Annotated in this window: 15 protein-coding genes; 8 read left to right on the top strand and 7 right to left on the bottom strand. The window is 66.7% G+C overall.

The annotated features are described in order from the left end of the window. Nucleotides 1-77: 77 nt before the first annotated feature. Both H9654_RS13030 and H9654_RS13025 read right to left on the bottom strand, forming a co-directional pair. Nucleotides 78-1,670, bottom strand: coding sequence for a calcineurin-like phosphoesterase C-terminal domain-containing protein (locus H9654_RS13030; protein ID WP_191771184.1), 1,593 nt, complete (start codon nucleotides 1,668-1,670; stop codon nucleotides 78-80). A gap of 106 nt (nucleotides 1,671-1,776) precedes the next feature. Beyond that, nucleotides 1,777-4,620, bottom strand: coding sequence for a TonB-dependent receptor (locus H9654_RS13025; protein ID WP_318241140.1), 2,844 nt, complete (start codon nucleotides 4,618-4,620; stop codon nucleotides 1,777-1,779). 158 nt (nucleotides 4,621-4,778) lie between these two features. On the opposite strand from H9654_RS13025, the gene H9654_RS13020 reads away from it, so the two are divergent. Next, nucleotides 4,779-5,561: a DeoR/GlpR family DNA-binding transcription regulator gene (locus tag H9654_RS13020; protein ID WP_101100543.1), complete on the top strand. Its 783-nt coding sequence runs from the start codon at nucleotides 4,779-4,781 to the stop codon at nucleotides 5,559-5,561. Between the two features lie 122 nt (nucleotides 5,562-5,683). Here the strand turns inward: H9654_RS13020 and H9654_RS13015 are convergent, their stop codons facing one another. Next, a complete protein-coding gene (locus H9654_RS13015; protein WP_225212051.1) occupies nucleotides 5,684-6,709 on the bottom strand; it encodes an amidohydrolase family protein in 1,026 nt (341 codons plus the stop codon). A gap of 221 nt (nucleotides 6,710-6,930) precedes the next feature. Between H9654_RS13015 and H9654_RS13010 the strand changes: the two genes are divergently transcribed. The 6 genes from H9654_RS13010 (at nucleotide 6,931) to H9654_RS12985 (ending at nucleotide 14,727) form a co-directional block, all read left to right on the top strand. Continuing rightward, complete coding sequence (locus tag H9654_RS13010; RefSeq protein ID WP_191771181.1) at nucleotides 6,931-9,030, top strand: glycoside hydrolase family 36 protein; 2,100 nt, start codon at nucleotides 6,931-6,933, stop codon at nucleotides 9,028-9,030. After that, nucleotides 9,027-9,953 (top strand): DMT family transporter, encoded by a 927-nt coding sequence (locus tag H9654_RS13005; RefSeq protein ID WP_191771180.1) that lies wholly within the window; start codon nucleotides 9,027-9,029, stop codon nucleotides 9,951-9,953. The genes H9654_RS13010 and H9654_RS13005 overlap by 4 nt, the downstream gene beginning before the upstream one ends. 11 nt (nucleotides 9,954-9,964) lie before the next feature. Next, entirely contained in the window at nucleotides 9,965-11,254 is a 1,290-nt protein-coding gene (locus H9654_RS13000; RefSeq protein WP_191771179.1) for a D-tagatose-bisphosphate aldolase, class II, non-catalytic subunit, read from the top strand. After that, nucleotides 11,241-12,401: an SIS domain-containing protein gene (locus H9654_RS12995; protein WP_191771178.1), complete on the top strand. Its 1,161-nt coding sequence runs from the start codon at nucleotides 11,241-11,243 to the stop codon at nucleotides 12,399-12,401. The genes H9654_RS13000 and H9654_RS12995 overlap by 14 nt, the downstream gene beginning before the upstream one ends. Beyond that, nucleotides 12,398-13,333, top strand: coding sequence for an N-acetylglucosamine kinase (locus H9654_RS12990; protein ID WP_191771177.1), 936 nt, complete (start codon nucleotides 12,398-12,400; stop codon nucleotides 13,331-13,333). Before H9654_RS12995 ends, H9654_RS12990 begins: the two co-directional genes overlap by 4 nt. A gap of 245 nt (nucleotides 13,334-13,578) precedes the next feature. Then, nucleotides 13,579-14,727, top strand: coding sequence for an aldo/keto reductase (locus tag H9654_RS12985; protein ID WP_191771176.1), 1,149 nt, complete (start codon nucleotides 13,579-13,581; stop codon nucleotides 14,725-14,727). A gap of 15 nt (nucleotides 14,728-14,742) precedes the next feature. Here H9654_RS12985 and H9654_RS12980 read toward each other — a convergent pair whose 3' ends face one another. Next, entirely contained in the window at nucleotides 14,743-15,477 is a 735-nt protein-coding gene (locus H9654_RS12980; protein ID WP_191771175.1) for an SDR family oxidoreductase, read from the bottom strand. Nucleotides 15,478-15,584: 107 nt separating this feature from the next. On the opposite strand from H9654_RS12980, the gene H9654_RS12975 reads away from it, so the two are divergent. Next, nucleotides 15,585-16,475, top strand: coding sequence for a LysR family transcriptional regulator (locus H9654_RS12975; protein WP_191771174.1), 891 nt, complete (start codon nucleotides 15,585-15,587; stop codon nucleotides 16,473-16,475). Nucleotides 16,476-16,627: 152 nt separating this feature from the next. Here the strand turns inward: H9654_RS12975 and H9654_RS12970 are convergent, their stop codons facing one another. From H9654_RS12970 to H9654_RS12960, 3 genes are all read right to left on the bottom strand, one after another. Further along, nucleotides 16,628-17,023, bottom strand: coding sequence for a DUF3037 domain-containing protein (locus tag H9654_RS12970; RefSeq protein WP_191771173.1), 396 nt, complete (start codon nucleotides 17,021-17,023; stop codon nucleotides 16,628-16,630). Continuing rightward, nucleotides 17,001-17,777, bottom strand: coding sequence for a HipA family kinase (locus H9654_RS12965; protein ID WP_191771172.1), 777 nt, complete (start codon nucleotides 17,775-17,777; stop codon nucleotides 17,001-17,003). Before H9654_RS12965 ends, H9654_RS12970 begins: the two co-directional genes overlap by 23 nt. 149 nt (nucleotides 17,778-17,926) lie before the next feature. Beyond that, nucleotides 17,927-18,460: an REP-associated tyrosine transposase gene (locus H9654_RS12960; protein WP_225212050.1), complete on the bottom strand. Its 534-nt coding sequence runs from the start codon at nucleotides 18,458-18,460 to the stop codon at nucleotides 17,927-17,929. Between the last annotated feature and the right edge of the window lie 53 nt (nucleotides 18,461-18,513).

Genomic DNA, 18,513 nt, shown 5'->3' with positions numbered 1-18,513 from the left:
TGGGCGGCTGCCGTTTCTTTTCTGCGGCCCGCTGCGCTCGCCAACCACTGGCCGGCGCTACTACCCTCGCCTGCTGCTCAGGGCTGGGCTGACTGCAACGCGTAACGGGTGCTGGCGGTGTAGACCGAACCATCCGGCTGGGTCGCGCGCACGTCCACCTTGTGCTCACCAAGGGCCAGGTCGGTGGCCAGCGCGCCGCGCCACAGGTGCGGCGACGGGGTGGCTTCCGGCGAACGGTCATAGCCGCGCAAGGCCGGGGCCAGGTCATCGGCCACGTTCTCCGCCAGCAGCCGCGGATCGCCCTGGCGCACCTGCTTCATCGGCTGCCAGGGGCCGCCGTCGATGCGGAACTCCACGCGCGTGGCAGCCTCGCCCATGTACACGTTGGCGAACACGCCCCAGGCCGGGTAAGCGCCCTGGCGCAGTACCTTCGGCGCATGCAGGCCGATCTGTTCGCTGTCCGCCGCACCGGCCACGCGGTACTGCAGCCGGTACGTCCCGTTGCCGGCCACATCCAGCAGCGCGTAGCCCTTGGGCGTGCCATCACTCATGGTGCTGTCGGGCACGCCACGCCGATCCTTGACCCCGGACCAGAACGCGCCGCAGTTGGCGCCGACGTTGTACTCGTGCAGCGGCTTGTCGCCGTGCCAGCCATCGGCCGCGGCGTGGTAGTAGTGCTGCTGGGTATGGCTGTGGCCGCTCAACACCAGCACATTGCTGAAAGGCTTGAGCATCTCGAACAGGCGCTGGCGGTCGGCATGGCGGAAGGTTTCGCGACCCGGTGCGGCATCGAACAGCGGGATATGCATCCCGAGCACCAGCAGGCGGTCGTGCGGCACGCCCTTCAGGTACTGGCCGAGGAAGGCGAACTGATCCTCACGCAGCCCGCCGATGTAGGTCGGCCGGGCCGCCGGATCGTAGACCACATCGTCCAGGAACACGAAGCTGGCGCCGCCCTCTTCCACTGCATAGGTGTCCGGTCCGTACACCGCACGCCAGCTGTCCAGCGAGTGCTCATCATGGCCGGCGTCGAAATCCAGGTCATGGTTGCCGGGGACATGGAACCACGGGACACCGAGCTGGGTGGTCACCTTGTTGATGGCCGGATACAGCGACAGGTCGTCGTTGACGATGTCGCCCAGCGTGGTGCCGAGGCGCGCCTTGGTCTTTCCCACCAGCGGACTGACGATGGATTGCTCGTAGTAGCCTATGTCACCCCGCGTTGCGGTCTGCGGATCGGTGAACACCAGCATCTGGAAGCCGCGGCGGTTGTCGTGTTTTTCAGGGGCGAGCGCGAAATCGTAGGCAGTAGCGGGTGTGCTGGTCGGCGCGATGCCGCGGTATTTCAACACCGGCGACCCCTGCGGGACGTGGTGGCGCCAGAATGCGGGCAATCCATCCGAACCGGCTGGAATGCGGTAGCCGTCGGGCTTGATGATGAACACGGTATCGCCGGCCTCGACCGGCAGGTGATAGCTGCCATCGGCGCTGGTGCGCACGATGCTGCGGCCGTTGGAGACCTGTACGCCGCCCATGCCCGGATCGGTCGGCCCGCGACCGGACTTGCCATCACGTTCCTGGTAGACCCGTCCACTGACGGTGACCGCATCGGCCCATGCGGGCGCGCTGGTGAGGAGCAGGCAGCACAGGCCTGCAGCATGCAGTTTCATGATCGGGGGCCCCGTGGCAAAGACGGGATAGTGTAATGGCCGATGATGACCATCTGCCCAGCGTTGCGCATGGCGTGCCGGCCGGAAAGCCGGCACGCCATCGAGATCAGAAGCGCGCGCTGAAGCCGAGCGTGAACGAACGGCCGTAACGGTAGTAGCCCTGCGAAAGCAGCGGATTGCCGTTGATGCTGTAGGTCTGCGCTTCGTCCAGCAGGTTCTGGCCCTGCAGGCTGACGCTGAACATGTCGTTGATCTCATAAGAGATGCTGGCGGTGAGCCAGGTGATCTCATCGGCCTGTTCGTTGTAGCCCGCGCCCAGCACGTTGGTGGCGGTCACGAAACCATCGCTGTAGTCGGCGGTGGTGCTGATCGACCACGGGCCCTTTTCATACATCAGGCCCAGCGAGTAGACCGACGGGGCAATCCCTTCCAGCGGACGTTCTTCCCCTGCCACGAAGCTCTTGGACCAGTTGCGGGTGTACTGGGCGCGGAAACCCAGGCCGTTCTCCCAGAAGTGCTGCAGGCCGGCTTCCAGGCCGTGCACCTTGGCGTAGTCGCCGTTGATCGGGCGCATCACGTTGAACAGATAGCCCGGCACGCCGATGTCCTGGCCCGGCTCCCAGCTGGTGGTGATCTGGTTGGAAATGCGCTTGTAGAACACCGCCATGTTGGCGATGGATTGTTCAGCGAAGTACCACTCCAGCGACACGTCACCCTGCTTGGCGGTATACGGCTTGAGGTCGACGTTGCCACCGTAGATCTGGGTGAACTCGCCCCAGGACACGCTGGCGGTGGTGTTGGTCGGGGCCAGCTTGTCCACTGGCGGGCGGGCCATGGTCTTGGCCGCGCCCAGGCGCAGCAACAGCTCATCGGTGAAGCGCCAGGTGAAGTTGCCCGACGGCAGGATGTAGCGGTAGCTGCCATCCTGCTGCACCGGGGTGGGATCGGCATAGCGGGCGGTGTAGTTGAAGGCGCCGTTCTCGGTGATGCCGATGATCTTCGCATCCCAGGCTTCGGCGCGGGTCTGGGTGCTGACCACGCGCACGCCTACGTCCGCGCTCCAGCGATCGCCGGACAGATCGGCCTGCACGTAGAACGCGTTGGTCTTCTCTTCCACGCGGTAGCTTTCCAGCGGGTTCCATTGCGGCGCGGCGTTGGCGAAATCGTAGACCGTGCCATCCGGGCGCGGGTTGCCGTTGTAGGCCTGCAGGCTGCTCAGGTAATTGGGCACGTCAAAGCCCAGGAAGCTGCGCGGGAAACTGGAACCGACCTTGTTCATGAAGTTCGGCAGCGACAGGGTGCGATCCAGCACGCCGCCGCCCAGGTCGCCGACGTTGATCGCGTTGTCCACCGAGTAGTAATCGGCACCGCCGTTGAGGGTGTTGTTGACCAGGTCACGGCGCTTGCTGCGTTCGGTGCGGGTCATGCCGAAGTTCAGGCTGTCGATGCCCCACTGGCCCACGTACAGCTTGCCGCCGACGGTTCCGCCGGTGATCTCATCCTTGATGTTGTCGCCGCGCAGTTCCATGTAGTGCGTGTTGAAGTCGCTGTCGTTGAACTGGCCGTTGGCCAGGCCGGTGGACAGGTCACGACCATCATCGAAGGTGGTGGTGACATTCGGCACGGCGTCGCGGGTCAGGTCGATGCGGGTGACGTTGGGCTGGTTCATGCGCAGCACGACGTAGGTATCCTGGCCGCCGGACTTGCGTTCGGAGGTGGAGCGGTACACATCGCCGGTCATGGTCAGGCTGTCATTGACCCTCCAGCTGCCGTTGATGCCGAACAGGTCGGTGTCCACCACGCGGTGTTCGGTCTGGTTGAGCAGCTCCGGGTTCATCCGCTGCTCCGGATCCGGGTTGTCCATGGTGAAGCCGGTGACGATGCCGTTCTGCACGTTGATGTCCGACCAGCGGCCAGGCGCGAACAGCGGATAGAAGGACTGCTGGTAGGACACCTGCGGCGAATCCAGCCGGGTCTTCAGGCCGTCCACCACGATCCGCACGTCATCGTTGGGACGCCATTCGAACTTGCCGGAAAATGCCTTGCGCTTCTTGTCTTCCTGCACCGTACCGACGCGGAACTGGCCCGGCGCGATCAGCCCGTACTCTTCAGGGTCCAGTTCGCCGTTGCCGTTCGGGTCGATGTTGCCACCCCACGCATTGCCGCCCCAGCTGGGGTCGGCAGGGTCCGGGTTGCGGGTCCAGCCGCCGTCGTTGCCGGCGATATCGGTGCGGTCCTTGCGCTCGGCGTACACCGCGCCGATCAGCAGGCCCATGGTGTCATCGGCGAAGGTGTTGCTGTAGGTCGCGGAGAACTTGCGGCCGTTCAACTCGGACATCTGGTTGTGGTCGCCCTCGGCACGCACGATGGCGTGCTGGCCCTTGTTGTCGAACGGGCTGGCCGAACGCAGGTTGATCAGGCCGCCGATCGCACCTTCGGTCAGCGCGGCCTGGGCGCCCTTGACCACGTCGGCCCCACTGATCACATCGGAGGGCAGCACGTCGTAGGCGAAATCACGGCCGGCACCATCGGTGGCCAGGATGCGGTTGTTGAACGTGGTCAGTGTGTATTCCGGGCCCAGCCCGCGCACGCTGACTTTCTGGCCTTCGCCACCGGCGGTGCGGGTGATGGAAACGCCGGTGATATGGCTGAGCGAATCGGCCACGTTGTCATCCGGGAACCGGCCCAGCTCCAGCGCGCTGATCGAATCCTGCACGGTGGACGCATCGCGCTTGAGCTCGGTGGAACGCGCCAGCGCGGCGCGGACGCCGCTGACCTGGACCGTCTGCAGGTCGATCGGGCCCTCGCCTGCGGGTGCAGCGGCCTGCCCGGTCGAGGTGCTGGCGGGGACAGGTTCGGTGGCCTGTTGCGACCACGCCGTAGCGGGCAGCAGCAGGGCAAGGGCAATTCCATGGTAAAGACAGTGGCGGTGCGGACGGACGGCGTTCACGGGCTCTCTCTCCTGAGGCATGAAGCATAGGACGGCGGGCTGTGGGGGCCTGGCTGGTGAAACAACGAAACCGAGCGTATATGAGGTTTCGTTTTGCATCAATAGCGAAATGTAACGAAAACCGCCATACTCTGGAACGTTTGAAAGGAGCTTTCTGCATGGTCGCCACCCGGGACACCAGCCATCGCCGTCAACAGATCAGTGAACTGGTACGCCAGCACGGCAGCGTGCAGGTGTCCTCGCTGGCCCAGCAGTTCGGCGTCAGCCTGCAGACCGTGCGCAAGGACCTGCGCTATCTGTCCGAACGCGGGGTGATGGCGCGCGCCTACGGCGGCGGCATCGACAGTGGCGCGGTGGGTCCGGCCCCGGCGGCAGAACCCCATTACGAAGCCAAGCGCACTGCTTACCTGGATGAAAAACGCCGGATCGGGGCGCGCGCAGCGGCGATGGTGCAGCCAGGCGACACCATCGCCATCGACTCGGGCACCACCTCGATGCAGCTGGCCGAGGCGCTTCCGGACATCGACCTGACCGTGGTCACCAACGATTTCGGCGTGCTGACCGTGCTCAGCCCGAAGACCCGGATCAACCTGGTGATGCTGGGCGGCGAGCTGCGCCGCAAGAACATGGCCTTCTACGGTGGGCTGACAGTGGAAGCGCTCGATGCGCTGCACGTGGACCTGCTGTTCCTGGGCGTGGATGGCTTCGACCTGGAGCGCGGCATCACGACCCATTACGAACCCGAAGCGATGCTCAACCGCAAGATGGTGGAAGCCGCGCGTGCGGTGGTGGCGATCACCGACAGCTCCAAGTTCGGCAAGGTCTGCCTGCACCGGATCATCCCGGTATCCGGGCTGGACGCGCTGATCACCGACACCGGCGCGCCCGGCGAGGTCGCCGACGCCTGTCGTGCGCTGGGCGTGGACCTGCAGCTGGCCTGATCGCCCGCCCGGTAGTGACGGCCGCTGGCCGTCATGCTCCTGCTGTCGGTGGGTGACGACCGTTGTTCGTCACGCTCCCGCTTCCCGCTGCGCTCGCCGGGCATGGCTCGGCGCTACCCGACTTACAGCTTGAACTCGCGCGCCGCGTTGCCGTAGTACACCTTGTCGATCACTGCGCGCGGCAGCGACAGCCCTGCCACGTCCGCCTCCAGCACCTCGATCCGCTGGCTCTCGCCGGTCGCCAGGTAGCGCCAGTCCGACTGCCATACCGCGTGCGTTTCCGCCTTGAACTGCGCCGCATCCGCGCCGGGGGACTGAGTCAGGTCGGTGCCGTACAGCAGCCGGTCCTGGTAGCGGATGAAGAAATCGCGCACCTTCGCGCGATCAGCGTTGGACTGGAACTGCACCTGGCTCATGCGCGCGGCCAGGTCCACCGTGGCCTGCGGAAAACGATCCAGGAAGGCGGCCAGCACATCCACGTCGTACTCCAGGCTGGCCATGTGTGCACCCACCACGCGCAGCTGCGGATGGGCGGCGACGAAGCGGTCGCGCACGGCCATCAGCTCGGCATGCGAAGGCTGCTCGGGGTGCAGGAACATGTGGTACTGCGGATGCTTGGCGAAGTACTCGCGATCATTGTTGGTGGTCATCTTGTCCAGCGGCAGCCAGCAGTTGTAGGGCTCGCCCTGGTGCGCGATCAGCGGCACGTCCAGCGCGCGCACGTGCTCGGCCACCGGGGAAAGACCTGGATCATCCAGCATGATCGCCCTGCCCTGCGTATCCCTTTCCACCATGCCGATGTTCTTCCACACCTTCACCGCACGCGCGCCCTCGGCCACGTCACGGTCCAGCGCGGCGTTGACCTGGCCGGCCCAGCCTTCACTGCCGTAGCCCTTCATTGAAAAGGTGGTCGCCCAATGGAAGTGCCCGGGATCCTGCCGTGCCTGCGCTACAGCGATCGCGCGCTGGTCCTGCAGGCTGGGGAAGTCGGGGTAATCCACATTGATGGAGAGGAGCCCGAAGTTGTCCGCGCGCGCCTGCTCCAGCAGCGCTGTACCACGGTCGTTGGCATGCACGTGCGCGTCGAATTTGCGCACCGTGGAAAAGTCCGCCATCGCATAGGACGGGCCGCCGTGCCCCTCTGTCATGGCTGTCGCACTCGGCTCTTCCGGCAGCGTTTTTTCCGGCTTACAGCCCGCCAGTACGACCATTCCAACCACAGCACACCCGGTCCAGCTACGCAGGTTCCACCGCATGACGCCCTCGCTTATACATAACGAAACTTGATCGAACCATATCGCAACAAAACGCTTGCATCAATCTGATGTGCGTGCGCAGAATGCTAGCCATCTCCACCGGGTTGACGCTTATGCCACCGATCGGACGCCGTACCGCCTTGAAGCTGATTGCCGGAAGCGTGGCAGGCAGCATGGCCTGGAGTGCCGCCCCCTGGGTGCGCGCTGCCACCGCTGCACCCGCCCCCGATGGCCGCGCAGGTGATGCCGTGCTGTCCATCGGTTTCGACAAGCGCATGCATACGCGCGTCTGGCGCCATGGCAAGCCGCTCACCGGTTGGCAGCCCAGCGAATCCCTGCTGCTGGCCAGCGGGGATATCACCGACTTTGCGCTGGTCGAGCAGACCGCGCATGTGCTGGATGACCCCCGCCACGGGGCTGGCAGGCAGGTGGTGTTCACCGGTCGCTCGCGCGCGGCGGGTGTGGAAAAACAGGTCTCGGTCAGCAGCTTCGACGCCCAGCCCGGACTGGCGCTGCTGCAGGTGCGCTACCGCAACCTCGGCGGTGCGCCGCTTGAAGTGACCGGCTGGCGCAGCAGCGCCTACCAGCTCGACGACGCGCCCGGTGGCTTCTGGAGTTTCTCCGGCGCCACCCACACCGATCGCCGCGACTGGGTGCAACCGCTGGCGGCCGACTTCGACCAGCGCAACACCCTGGCGATGGATTCATCGGACTACGGCGGCGGCACGCCGGTGGCCAACATCTGGCGTCGCGATGGGGGCCTGGCCGTGGGCCACGTCGAACCGGTGCCGCGCCCACTGGACATGCCGGTCAAGCGCACCGCAAGGGGCGCGTCCATCGCGGTTGAGTCACCGAAGGCGCAGACCCTCGCACCGGGGCAGGAACTGGTCACCGAACGCACCCTGCTGGCCGTGCATGAAGGCGATTTCTACGCGCCGCTGCAGCAGTACCAGGTGTTCATGCGCGGCGAGGGCATCGAAGGCCCGCGTCCACCGGATTCGGCGTTCGCCCCGATCTGGTGCGCGTGGGGCTATGAACGTGATTTCCGCGTCGAACAGATCTACGCCACCCTGCCCAAGGCCAAGGAACTGGGTTTTGAATGGGCCGTGCTGGACGATGGCTGGCAGACCAACGAAGGCGACTGGAAGATCGACCGGCGCAAGTTCCCGCGCGGTGATGCGGACATGCGCGCGTTCACCGCCGAAGTCCGCCGGCACGGCATGCGCCCGCGGCTGTGGCTGGCCCCGCTCGCGGCCGATCCGGGCAGCGACGTGCTGCACGACCATGTGGACATGCTGCTGCTGGACAAGGAAGGCGCCTTCCAGACCGTGACCTGGTGGAACGCGCTGACCCAGTGTCCGGCCTACCAGCCGACCATCGATTTCTATGTCGAGCTGGTCAAGAAGGCGATCGGCGACTGGGGCTTCGAGGGCATCAAGCTGGACGGCCAGCACCTCAACGCCGTGGCGCCCTGCCACAATCCGGCGCACAGACACGCCAGCCCGGAAGACTCGGTCACCGGACTGGCCACGTTCTGGAACGCGATCTACCGCGCCGCCCATGACGCCAATCCCGAGGCGGTGGTGGAGCTGTGCCCGTGCGGCACCGCGTTCGCCTTCCACAACCTGCCGGCGACCGATCAGTTCCCCTCCTCGGACCCGCTGTCATCGTGGCAGGTGCGCAGCAAGGGCAAGTCGATCAAGGCGCTGATCGGCGAGCGCAGCAGTTACGCCGGCGACCACGTGGAGCTGTCCGACAACCGCGATGACTTTGCTTCAAGCGTGGGCATCGGCGCGGTGATTTCCAGCAAGTTCACCTGGCCCAAGGACACCGATCGACCTTCGGTACCGCTGCCGCCGGGCGGCTTCGTGCTGACCGACGAACGCGAGGCGCTGTGGCGCCGCTGGGTAGGCCTGTACAACACGCACATGCTGCCCAAGGGCGAGTACCTCGGCACCTTGTATGACATCGGCTTCGACAAGCCCGAAGCCCACGCCATCCGCAAGGACGGTGCGCAGTACTACACCTTCTATGCCCCGCGCTGGGACGGCAAGGTCGAGCTGCGCGGCCTGCCGGCGGGCCGCTGGCAGGTCCGCGACCTGTTCAACGAAACCGAACTGGGCGTGGTCGACGGCGGTGCGGTGGCTACCCTGCCCGCGCGCTTCGAACGCTTCCTGTTCCTGCAGGCCACCCCGGCCGGGAGCGTGGCATGAGTGCCGACGCCGTGGCCGTGTCCGTGACCCCGCGGCGGCGCCCGTGGCTCGGCTATGCGCTGGCCACCGTCGCGCTGTGGGGCGTATGGGGCGCGCTGTCACCGTTGTCGGCCGCGCACGGCTTCCCGGACACGCTGGTGTACTGCGTGTGGGCGCTGACCATGCTGCCGCCGGCGCTTTACATCCTGTGGCGTGGCGGCTGGCAGCTGGAGCGTTCGCCGCGCGCCATCGGCTATGGCCTGATCATCGGCCTGCTTGGCGCGGGCGGACAGATGCTGCTGTTCCACACCCTGACCATCGGCCCGGCGTACTTCGTGTTCCCGGTGATTTCACTCTCGCCGGTGGTGACCATCGCGCTGTCCTTCCTGCTGCTGCGCGAACGCACCGGCTGGCAGGGCACGCTCGGCATCGTGCTGGCGCTTGTCGCCCTGCCCCTGCTGGACTTCTCCTTTGGCAGCGGCGAAGCCGGCCTGGGCTGGTTCCTGCAGTCGTTGTTGATCATGCTGGCCTGGGGCCTGCAGGCCTACTTCATGAAGCTGGCCAACGACAGCGTGCGGGCAGAAAGCATCTTCGCCTACATGACCGTCGGCGCGCTGCTGCTGGCACCGGTGGCGCTGGCGATGACCGACTTCAGCCAGCCGATCAACTGGGGGCTGGATGGCCCGTGGATGACCGCCGGCATCCAGATCCTCAACGCGGTCGGCGCACTGACCCTGGTGTATGCGTTCCGCCACGGCAAGGCGATGGTGGTGGCGCCGCTGAGCAATGCCGGCGCGCCGCTGGTCACCGCCGTGCTGTCGCTGCTGTTCGCCAGCGTGGTGCCCGGTCCGTTGAAGACCGTCGGCCTGGTGCTGGCGCTGGTCGCCTCGCTGCTGCTGGTGCTCGAACCCGAGCGCGAACCGGCACAACGCCCCCTTTCCTGAAGGACTCCCCCATGCACGCACTGCTCGACCTGGTCGCGCGGCATCGGCAGGGCCACGCCATCGGCGTGACCTCGATCTGCTCGGCCCATCCCCTCGTCATCGAAGCCAGCCTGCGCCACGCCCAGCGCAGCGGCCAGGCGTTGCTGCTGTTCGAAGCAACCTGCAACCAGGTCAACCAGGAGGGAGGCTACACCGGGATGCGCCCGGCCGATTTCGTGCGCTTCGTGCATGGCATCGCCGCGCGGGTGGGTTTCGATATCGAGCGGCTGATCCTCGGCGGTGACCACCTCGGACCCAACCCATGGACCGCGCTGGATGCCGCCACGGCAATGGACAAGGCCGAGGTGATGGTGGCCGAGTACGTGGCCGCCGGCTTCCGCAAGATCCACCTGGATTGTTCGATGGCCTGCAAGGGCGATCCGGAGCCGCTGCCCGAAGCGGAGATCGTGCGCCGCGCGGTGCGCCTGTGCCGCGCGGCCGAAGACGCCTGGGCCAGCGCAGGCGGCGAGGCGCCGGTGTATGTGATCGGCACCGAAGTACCGGTTCCGGGCGGCGCGACCGAAGCGATCGACGGTCTCGCCTTGACCACTCCGGCAGCGGCGCTGACCACCATCGAGGCGCACCGGGTCGCCTTCGCCGAAGCCGGACTGGACGCCGCCTGGCAGCGCGTGCTGGCCTCGGTGGTGCAGCCGGGCGTGGAGTTCGACCACCACGATGTCATCGACTACGACAGCGACAAGGCCCAGCCGCTCAGCCATTCGGTCACCACCGTGCCCAGACTGGTGTTCGAAGCGCATTCGACCGACTACCAGACCCGCGATGCGCTGACCGCGCTGGTGCGCGACCACTTCGCGATCCTGAAGGTCGGCCCCGGCCTGACCTTCGCCCTGCGCGAAGCGCTGTGGGCACTGGATGCGATCGAAGGCGAGTGGATCGAGGATGGCAAGCGTGCGCGCCTGCGCGAAGTCACCCTGCGCCGCATGCAGGAGGCGCCGGGCTACTGGCAGCGCTACTACCACGGTGCCGGACGTGCGCTGTCCACCGACCTGCAGTACAGCCTCAGCGACCGCATCCGCTACTACTGGCCGGACACCGCCATTGACGCTGCGCGCGTGCAGCTGTTCGACAACCTGCGTGCCGATCCGCCGCCGCTGCCGCTCGTCAGCCAATACCTTCCCCATGCCCTGCACGCAGTGCGCGATGGAACTGCTACGTTCGATCCGCAGTCCCTGGCCATGGCCCATATCAGCGCTGTCCTCGATGACTACCACCATGCATGCCAAGACCATGACCTCTCCTGAAATCCTCGGATTCCCAGAACCCCTGCTGGAGGCAAAGGGCGCGCTGTGGACGGCGCGCGAGATCGCCCAGCAGCCGGCCATGCTGCGGGCCACCCATGCGCTGGTGGACTCGCTGGCCGGGCAGCTGCGTGCTTTCATCGCCCCGCTGGTGGATGACCCCAAGGCACGTGTGATCCTGACCGGTGCCGGGACCTCGGCCTATATCGGCCAGTGCCTCGCACCGCTGCTGGACCGCCAGCTCGCCGCGCGCGTGGATGCGGTACCCACCACCGATATCGTCTGCGCCCCGCAGCTGTACCTGGATCCTGGCCAACCGCTGCTGCTGGTGTCCTTCGGCCGCTCCGGCAACAGTCCGGAAAGCCTGGCTGCGGTGGAACTGGCCGAAGCACTGGTGAGCGACATCCGCCATCTGGTGGTGACCTGCAACCCGGCCGGTGCGCTGGCACGCATCCCGGTCGCGCAGGCGATGACCCTGCTGCTGCCCGAGCAGACCCACGACACCAGCTTCGCCATGACCTCCAGCTTCAGCTGCATGATGTATGCAACCCTTGCCGCACTGTCACCGGCTGCGGCGCTGGATGGCCGCATCGGAGCGCTTTCCAGCGCCACCGACGGCGTGATCGAAGGCGCGATGCCGCTGCTGCAGGAACTCGCCGCAGCCCGCCACGACCGCGTGGTCTATCTCGGCAGCGGACTGCTGCAGGGACTGGCGCGCGAAGCCACGTTGAAGCTGGGCGAGCTGACCAATGGCGCGGTGGTGACCTGTTTCGATTCGCCGCTGGGCTTCCGCCACGGCCCGAAGACCTTCGTCACCGACAGCACCCTGGTGATCGTGTTCGTGTCCAATGATCCGTACACCCGCCGCTACGACCACGACCTGATCGACGAACTGCGCCGCGATGGCTGTGCGGCGCGCGTGGTGGAGATCAGCGCCCAGCCGCGCGCCGGAGCGCTCCAGGACACCCTGGCCGTGCAGGGACTGGAACGTGCCGAAGACGTGGACCTGCTGTGGCCGTACGTCGCCGCCGCACAGATCTACGCGCTGCTGCATTCACTGGAGCGCGGCGTGACGCCGGATAATCCGAACCCGGCCGGCATCGTCAACCGCGTGGTACAGGGCGTGCAGTTGTACGCGCTGGACGCATGACCGCCCCGCTCTACCTGGGCGTGGACGGCGGCGGCACCAAGACCCGGTTTGCGCTGATCGATGCGCAGGCCACGCTGCTGGCCGAGGCGCAGCTGGGCACCACCTACCATCCGCAGGTGGGGCTGGACGGGGTGCGTGCGATCCTCGGTGCGGGCATCGAGGCGGTGCTGGCGCAGGTGCAGGCGAACAGCGCCGATATCACCCAGGCGTTCTTCGGGCTTCCGGCGTACGGCGAAGACAGTCGCGCCACCGCCCTGCTGCAGGCGATTCCCGGCCAGGTGCTGGGGCATGCGCGTTATGCCTGCGACAACGACATGGTATGTGGCTGGGCCGGCTCGCTGGCCTGCGCCGATGGCATCAACATCATCGCCGGCACCGGCTCCATGGGCTACGGTCGCCGTGGTGATGCATCGGCACGCGCCGGTGGCTGGGGCGAAGCCTTTTCCGATGAAGGGTCGGCGTACTGGATTGCCGTGCAGGGCCTGAACGCGTTCTCGCGGATGAGTGATGGGCGGCTGCCGCGCGGCCCGTTGCACGCGATCCTGCGCGAACACTTCAAGCTGGGCGAGCACGACCTGGACATCTGTGCGCATGTGTATGGCGAAGGCCATGGCTCGCGCGGCGAACTGGCGCAGCTGTCACCGCTGGTATCGCAGGCCGCGCTGGCCGGCGATGCGGTGGCGGCATCGATCTTCGAGCGTGCCGGGCATGAACTGGCGGCGATCGGTGAGGCATTGCGGGTCACCCTGGGCTTCCAGCCCGGCGAGCCGGTGCCGCTGTCCTGGTCCGGCGGTGCATTCAGCGCCGGTGACGCGTTGATGCAACCTTTCGCTGGCGCGCTGCACGCGGCAAGCCCGGACTTCGTCCTGCGCGCACCCTTGCATGCGCCGCATTACGGCGCCGCGTTGTACGCGCGCCTGCTGGCGCACTGACGCCGCAACCGCAGGCGACCTGGTAGCGCCGAGCCACGCTCGGCGAGCGCAGCGGAAAGCGGCAGAGTGACGACCAACGGTCGTCACCCACCGACGGTTGTCACGCACCGACGGCCGGAGCTGACGGGCATCGGCCGTCACTGCCGATGCCTGCGCGATCCCGTTCCCACCGCGTTGACACGTCCCCACGCTATGGTCGAACGGCTTGCGAGCGCCCTGAACGCCTTCCTCCACAGGAGACACCAGTGAACTCACGTCGTCAGTTCCTTTCGATTGCCGCGGCCAGCGCGGCGATGATGGCCGCCTCTCCCCTGTTCGGCCAATCGCCGGCACCGGGCAGCGTGCTGCCCACCCGCGGCACCCCGCGCACGGGCAACCAGCCCACCACGCGCGCAATGCCCAAGGGCAGCCGCTACCGTCCACCCACTCGGCTGGGACTGGGCGGGGCGCCGCTTGGCGGCAGCCTGGCACCGACCACCCGCGAGGCGGCCGATGCCACGATGGCGGCGGCGTGGGCGGCAGGCGTGCGCCTGTTCGATACCTCGCCGTGGTACGGGCTGGGCCTGAGCGAAAGGAGGATGGGCCACGAACTGCACACCCATCCCGCCGATGCGTACACGCTCAGCACCAAGGTCGGCCGCCTGCTGACCGGCACCGCCGAGCCGCTGCAGAAAACCAACTGGCATGACCCCGCCCCGTTCCACTATCGATACGACTACTCCGCTGATGGCGCGCGGCGTTCGGTGGAAGACAGCCTCAACCGGCTTGGCGTCTCCCAGCTGGACATCGTCTACATCCACGACCTCTCGCCGGAGAACGAAAAAGACCTCGGCATGCCGTGGGAACAGCGTTTTTCCGAGGCCCTGCGCGGCGCCATGCCCGAACTGACCAAGATGCGCGAAGAAGGCCTGATCAAGGGCTGGGGCTTCGGCGTGAACCGGCCCCAGCCGGCGCTGCGCGCGGTAGCAGAAGCCGATCCGGACATCATGCTTCTGGCCTGCCAGTACTCGCTGCTGGATCACGAAGCCGCCCTGCACGACACCTTCCCCAGGCTGGCGGAAAAGGGCGTGTCGGTGATGGTCGGTTCACCGTTGCTGGCCGGCTACCTCACCGGACGCGAGCGCTATCTGTATGGCGGACCGATCCCGGAATGGGCGCCGGCCAAGCGCGCGAAGATCGCCGAGGTCTGCGAGCGCCACGGCATCGACATCCGCACCGCCGCCCTCCAGTTCGCCGATGCCCCGCAGGTGGTGTCTTCGATCATCCCCGGCGCGCGTACGCCGGAGCAGGTACGTGCCAACGTGGAGTCGATGGCGATCGCGATCCCAGCCGATTTCTGGGCCGAGCTGAAGCAGCTCAAACTGATCGCGGCGGACGCACCGGTCCCGGGTTGAGCGCGCGCGTCGGACTCAGTACGGGCTGGCCGTAGGCCGGATGATGATCTCGCTGGTATCCACGTCGGCCGGCTGCGCGATGGCGAACGCGATCGCGCGCGCCACCGCCTCTGCGGGAATGGCGGTGGCGCGGAAGCTGCGCATTTCCTCGCGCCCCTGCGCATCGGAGATGCTCTCGGCCAGCTCGGAGGTGGTGACGCCCGGGCTGATCGTGGTCACCCGGATCGCAGGACTCTCCTGGCGCAGGCCTTCGGAGATCGCCCAGACTGCGTACTTGGTAGCGCAGTAGACCGCTGCGGTGGGCGACACCGCATGCGCACCGATCGAGGCGATGTTGATCACCTGGCCGTGGCCCTGCGCCTGCATCTGCGGCAGCACTGCGGCGATGCCGTGCAGCACCCCCCGGATGTTGACGTCGATCATCCAGTCCCACTCGTCGACCTTCAGCGCGGCCAGCGGAGACAGCGGCATCACGCCCGCATTGTTGATGATCACGTCGACCCGTCCGTACGCGGCGACCGTGCGGTCGATGATGTCCTGCACCTGTTCACGCGCGGTGACATCCAGCGCGTGCGCGACCGCCGTGCCGCCCTCGGCCTGGATGTCGGCCACCAGCTGCTGCAGGCGATCAATGCGACGGGCGGCCAGCACCACGGTGGCGCCGCTGCGCGCGAGCAGCCGTGCGGTGGCTTCGCCGATACCGCTGCTGGCACCGGTGATGACGATGATCTTGTCCTGGATGAGGTTCATGGCAGGCTCCTGGAAGCTGTCTGTTGGAAGGAGCTGCCAGCCTATGATGAGCGGGGCGTCCACGGAATTCCCTGTACGCTGGACAGAATGGTTAGTATCGGTAACCAATGGACACCGACCTCAACCTCCTGCGCCTGTTCCTGGCCGTCGCCGAAGGCCACAACTTCCGCGTGGCGGCTGATCGCCTGGGGGTAACCCGGTCTGCGGTAAGCCAGGGCATCCGACGCCTGGAAGACAGCATGGGCATCGCGCTGGTACAGCGCTCCACCCGCAGCGTGCGGCTGACCGAAGCCGGTGAACAGCTGCACCGCCAGATTGCCGGCCCGCTGCACGTGGTCGCTGCGGCCATCGAAGACACCGCCAGCGACGGCCAGCCGCACGGCCTGCTGCGCGTCGCCGTGACCTCCATCGCCGAACGCTTCCTGTCCGGGCCGCTGATTGCCGACTTCCTGCGTCGGTATCCCGGCATCACCCTGGATGTCACCGTGACTGATGATGAATCGGACATCGTAGCGGCCGGCTTCGATGCCGGCGTGCGGCTGGGACAGGTGATCGAACAGGACATGGTGGCGATTCCCCTCACCGGACCGCAGCGCGAAGTCGTGGTGGCCACGCCGGCCTACCTGGCCGAGCACGGTACGCCGGCCCACCCGCGTGAGCTTGCCCGGCACCGCTGCATCGGCTGGCGTCCCTCACCGGAGGTGGCCCCGTACCGGTGGGAGTTCGTTGAAGACGGCCGCGAATTCGACGTGACCGTGGCACCGCAGCTGACCACCAATGACATGCTGCTGATGGTGCGCTCCGCACTGGCCGGCGGCGGCATCACCTTCGGCATGCAGGAAACCTTCGCGCCCTACCTGGCCCGTGGCGAACTGGTCACCATGCTGGACGAGTACCTGCCGCCGTTCCCGGGCTTTTTCCTGTATTTCCCGAACCGGCACAACCAACCGGCCAAGCTGCGCGCGCTGATCGAGCACGTGCGCGGGCACGCGCCATGATCAACGAAAAGACTGGGCCTGGACCGGAGTGATGGCGGTGATCAACGGCTGCGTGCTGCCCTCGGCGTTTCCGGCCATCCTGGTATCGGCGCAGGACCCGCAACCCCGGTAGCGCCGACCCATGGTCGGCGAGTGCAGCGGGCCATGTGGGCTCATCCCTTCGGGACGCGCACCATCTTCGTCAGCAGGCGCTCCACCACGCCCGCCGGATCTGCCGTGCGGCCGACATGCGTGCTCGACATCTGCACCACCGAGCTGCGCTTGGCGGTGAGGAAATGGAAGCGCGCACGCGCCGGCAGCTGCGCGATCGGCCCGGCGCCGGCTTCCCCGCGGCAGATCGCCACGATGGCATCCAGCCAGGGCCGCAACGCCTCCAGGTCCAGGCTGGGGGCAAAGGCGTGCAGGCGCGCCGGATCGATCTCGATCGCCGCCTCCAGGTGGCTGGCGCCCGGGCAGGAGACGATGACTCCGACGTTGATGAACTCTTCGCGCTCGACCCGGGGAACGACCCGGATCACCGCGTAATCATAGGTATGCAGCGTGGGCACGGACGGCCTCCTGGACGAAGGCCGCGCGCACGCGCAGGCGATGGATGAAGTAGTCAACGTAGGCTTGGCGGTAGGCGGCCGGCGTATCGAATGCAGGCTCGTCGACCAGCCAGGCGTCCGGCACCAGGCTGACGATGCGTTCGATTTCGTGATCCGGCAGGCGCGCTGCCAGTTCGGCATCGACCTCGGCGATCCGGCTGGCGAAGGGCAGCAGGACATGGTCGCGGATCAGCACGAACGGCCTCTCGCAGGCCTGTCCCGCCGTCGCCCAATCGTGGTGGAAGTACATCGCCGCACCGTGGTCGATCAGGTACAGCTTGCGGTGCCACACCATCAGGTTCGGGTTACGCGCGGTGCGATCGACGTTGCTGGTCAGCGCATCGAACCAGACGATCCGCGAGGCCAGCTCCGCATCCACCGGCATCGCGGCCGGGTCGTAGTTGATCGCACCGGGCAGGTAATCACTGCCCAGGTTGAGACCTTCGCTGGCGCGGATCAGCTCCTGGATTTCCGGATCGGGCTCGGTGCGGGCGAACTCGGCATCCAGTTCGACGAACACGATCTCCGGCAGCGGAAGCTGCAGCGTGCGCGCCATCTCCCCGGCGATCAGCTCGGCGATCAGTGCCTTCGGCCCTTGGCCCGCACCCCGGAACTTGAGCACGACCATGCCGTCATCGTCGGTTTCGACGATCGCCGGCAATGACCCGCCTTCGCGGAGCGGAGTGACATAGCGCAGAGCGTGCACGGTACGCACAGGGAATTCCTTCAACAGCGGACCGCAAGATTACCGCGTCGCGGAGCGCGCTGCGCGTGGCACCGGTTCTGTAGGCGTCGAGCTTGCTCGATCGAAGCTTCTGTAGGCGTCGAGCTTGCTCGATCGCAGGGTGTCGAGCAAGCTCGACACTACGACAGCGGCCACCGGCACCAGGCCCAAGGATACTCACCGATCCGTTCAGCCAATCCCGCCCGGACCGGGTTGGCCATGACATACAGGGCCTGCGCCCGAACGTCGTTGCCGTCCCGGATGAGATGATCGTAGTAGCCCCGTTGCCATACCGTGCCTTCGCTCACGCGCGCCGCATTGATCGCGATCGCGGACCGGGATTTCAATGACTGCACGCAGCGCGACAGCGTGCCCTCTTTCAGTTGCATCACCCAATGCAGATGGTCTGGCATGACCACTCGAGCGAAGGAGCGCGTCAGGCCGGACCGATCGCATTGCTCAAGCTGCTCCACCATCAGCGCGGCCAGCGTGGGATCGACGAAGCAAGGCGACCGTTGCGCCGTGACAGTGGTGATGGAGTAGTAGTTCCCCGTGAGCGAAACCCGGCCGATGCGAAGCTGACTGGACATGGCTCCAGCATGCGCGGTGAAAGCCATGGCCAGGCGCGGGAAGGCGCGCACCGCAATGTGGGGCAATACCGCGGCGTCGAGCAAGCTCGACGCTACCGATCCCGCGTAACGAAAAACGCCGGCACGGGGCCGGCGTC

Source organism: Stenotrophomonas lacuserhaii, assembly GCF_014836545.1.
GTDB classification, from domain to species: Bacteria; Pseudomonadota; Gammaproteobacteria; order Xanthomonadales; family Xanthomonadaceae; genus Stenotrophomonas; species Stenotrophomonas lacuserhaii.
Note: the sequence above shows the minus strand (reverse complement) of the source record. Positions and strands in the feature narration are given on the sequence as shown.

Bases quoted from the DNA above. Each gene is read 5' to 3' on its own strand.
- H9654_RS12975 (WP_191771174.1), top strand. From the start codon at position 15,585: ATGGACACCGACCTCAACCTCCTGCGCCTGTTCCTGGCCGTCGCCGAA.
- H9654_RS13030 (WP_191771184.1), bottom strand. From the start codon at position 1,670: ATGAAACTGCATGCTGCAGGCCTGTGCTGCCTGCTCCTCACCAGCGCG.
- H9654_RS13010 (WP_191771181.1), top strand. From the start codon at position 6,931: ATGCCACCGATCGGACGCCGTACCGCCTTGAAGCTGATTGCCGGAAGC.
- H9654_RS12995 (WP_191771178.1), top strand. From the start codon at position 11,241: ATGACCTCTCCTGAAATCCTCGGATTCCCAGAACCCCTGCTGGAGGCA.
- H9654_RS13020 (WP_101100543.1), top strand. From the start codon at position 4,779: ATGGTCGCCACCCGGGACACCAGCCATCGCCGTCAACAGATCAGTGAA.
- H9654_RS12990 (WP_191771177.1), top strand. From the start codon at position 12,398: ATGACCGCCCCGCTCTACCTGGGCGTGGACGGCGGCGGCACCAAGACC.
- H9654_RS13015 (WP_225212051.1), bottom strand. From the start codon at position 6,709: ATGACAGAGGGGCACGGCGGCCCGTCCTATGCGATGGCGGACTTTTCC.
- H9654_RS12980 (WP_191771175.1), bottom strand. From the start codon at position 15,477: ATGAACCTCATCCAGGACAAGATCATCGTCATCACCGGTGCCAGCAGC.
- H9654_RS13000 (WP_191771179.1), top strand. From the start codon at position 9,965: ATGCACGCACTGCTCGACCTGGTCGCGCGGCATCGGCAGGGCCACGCC.
- H9654_RS13005 (WP_191771180.1), top strand. From the start codon at position 9,027: ATGAGTGCCGACGCCGTGGCCGTGTCCGTGACCCCGCGGCGGCGCCCG.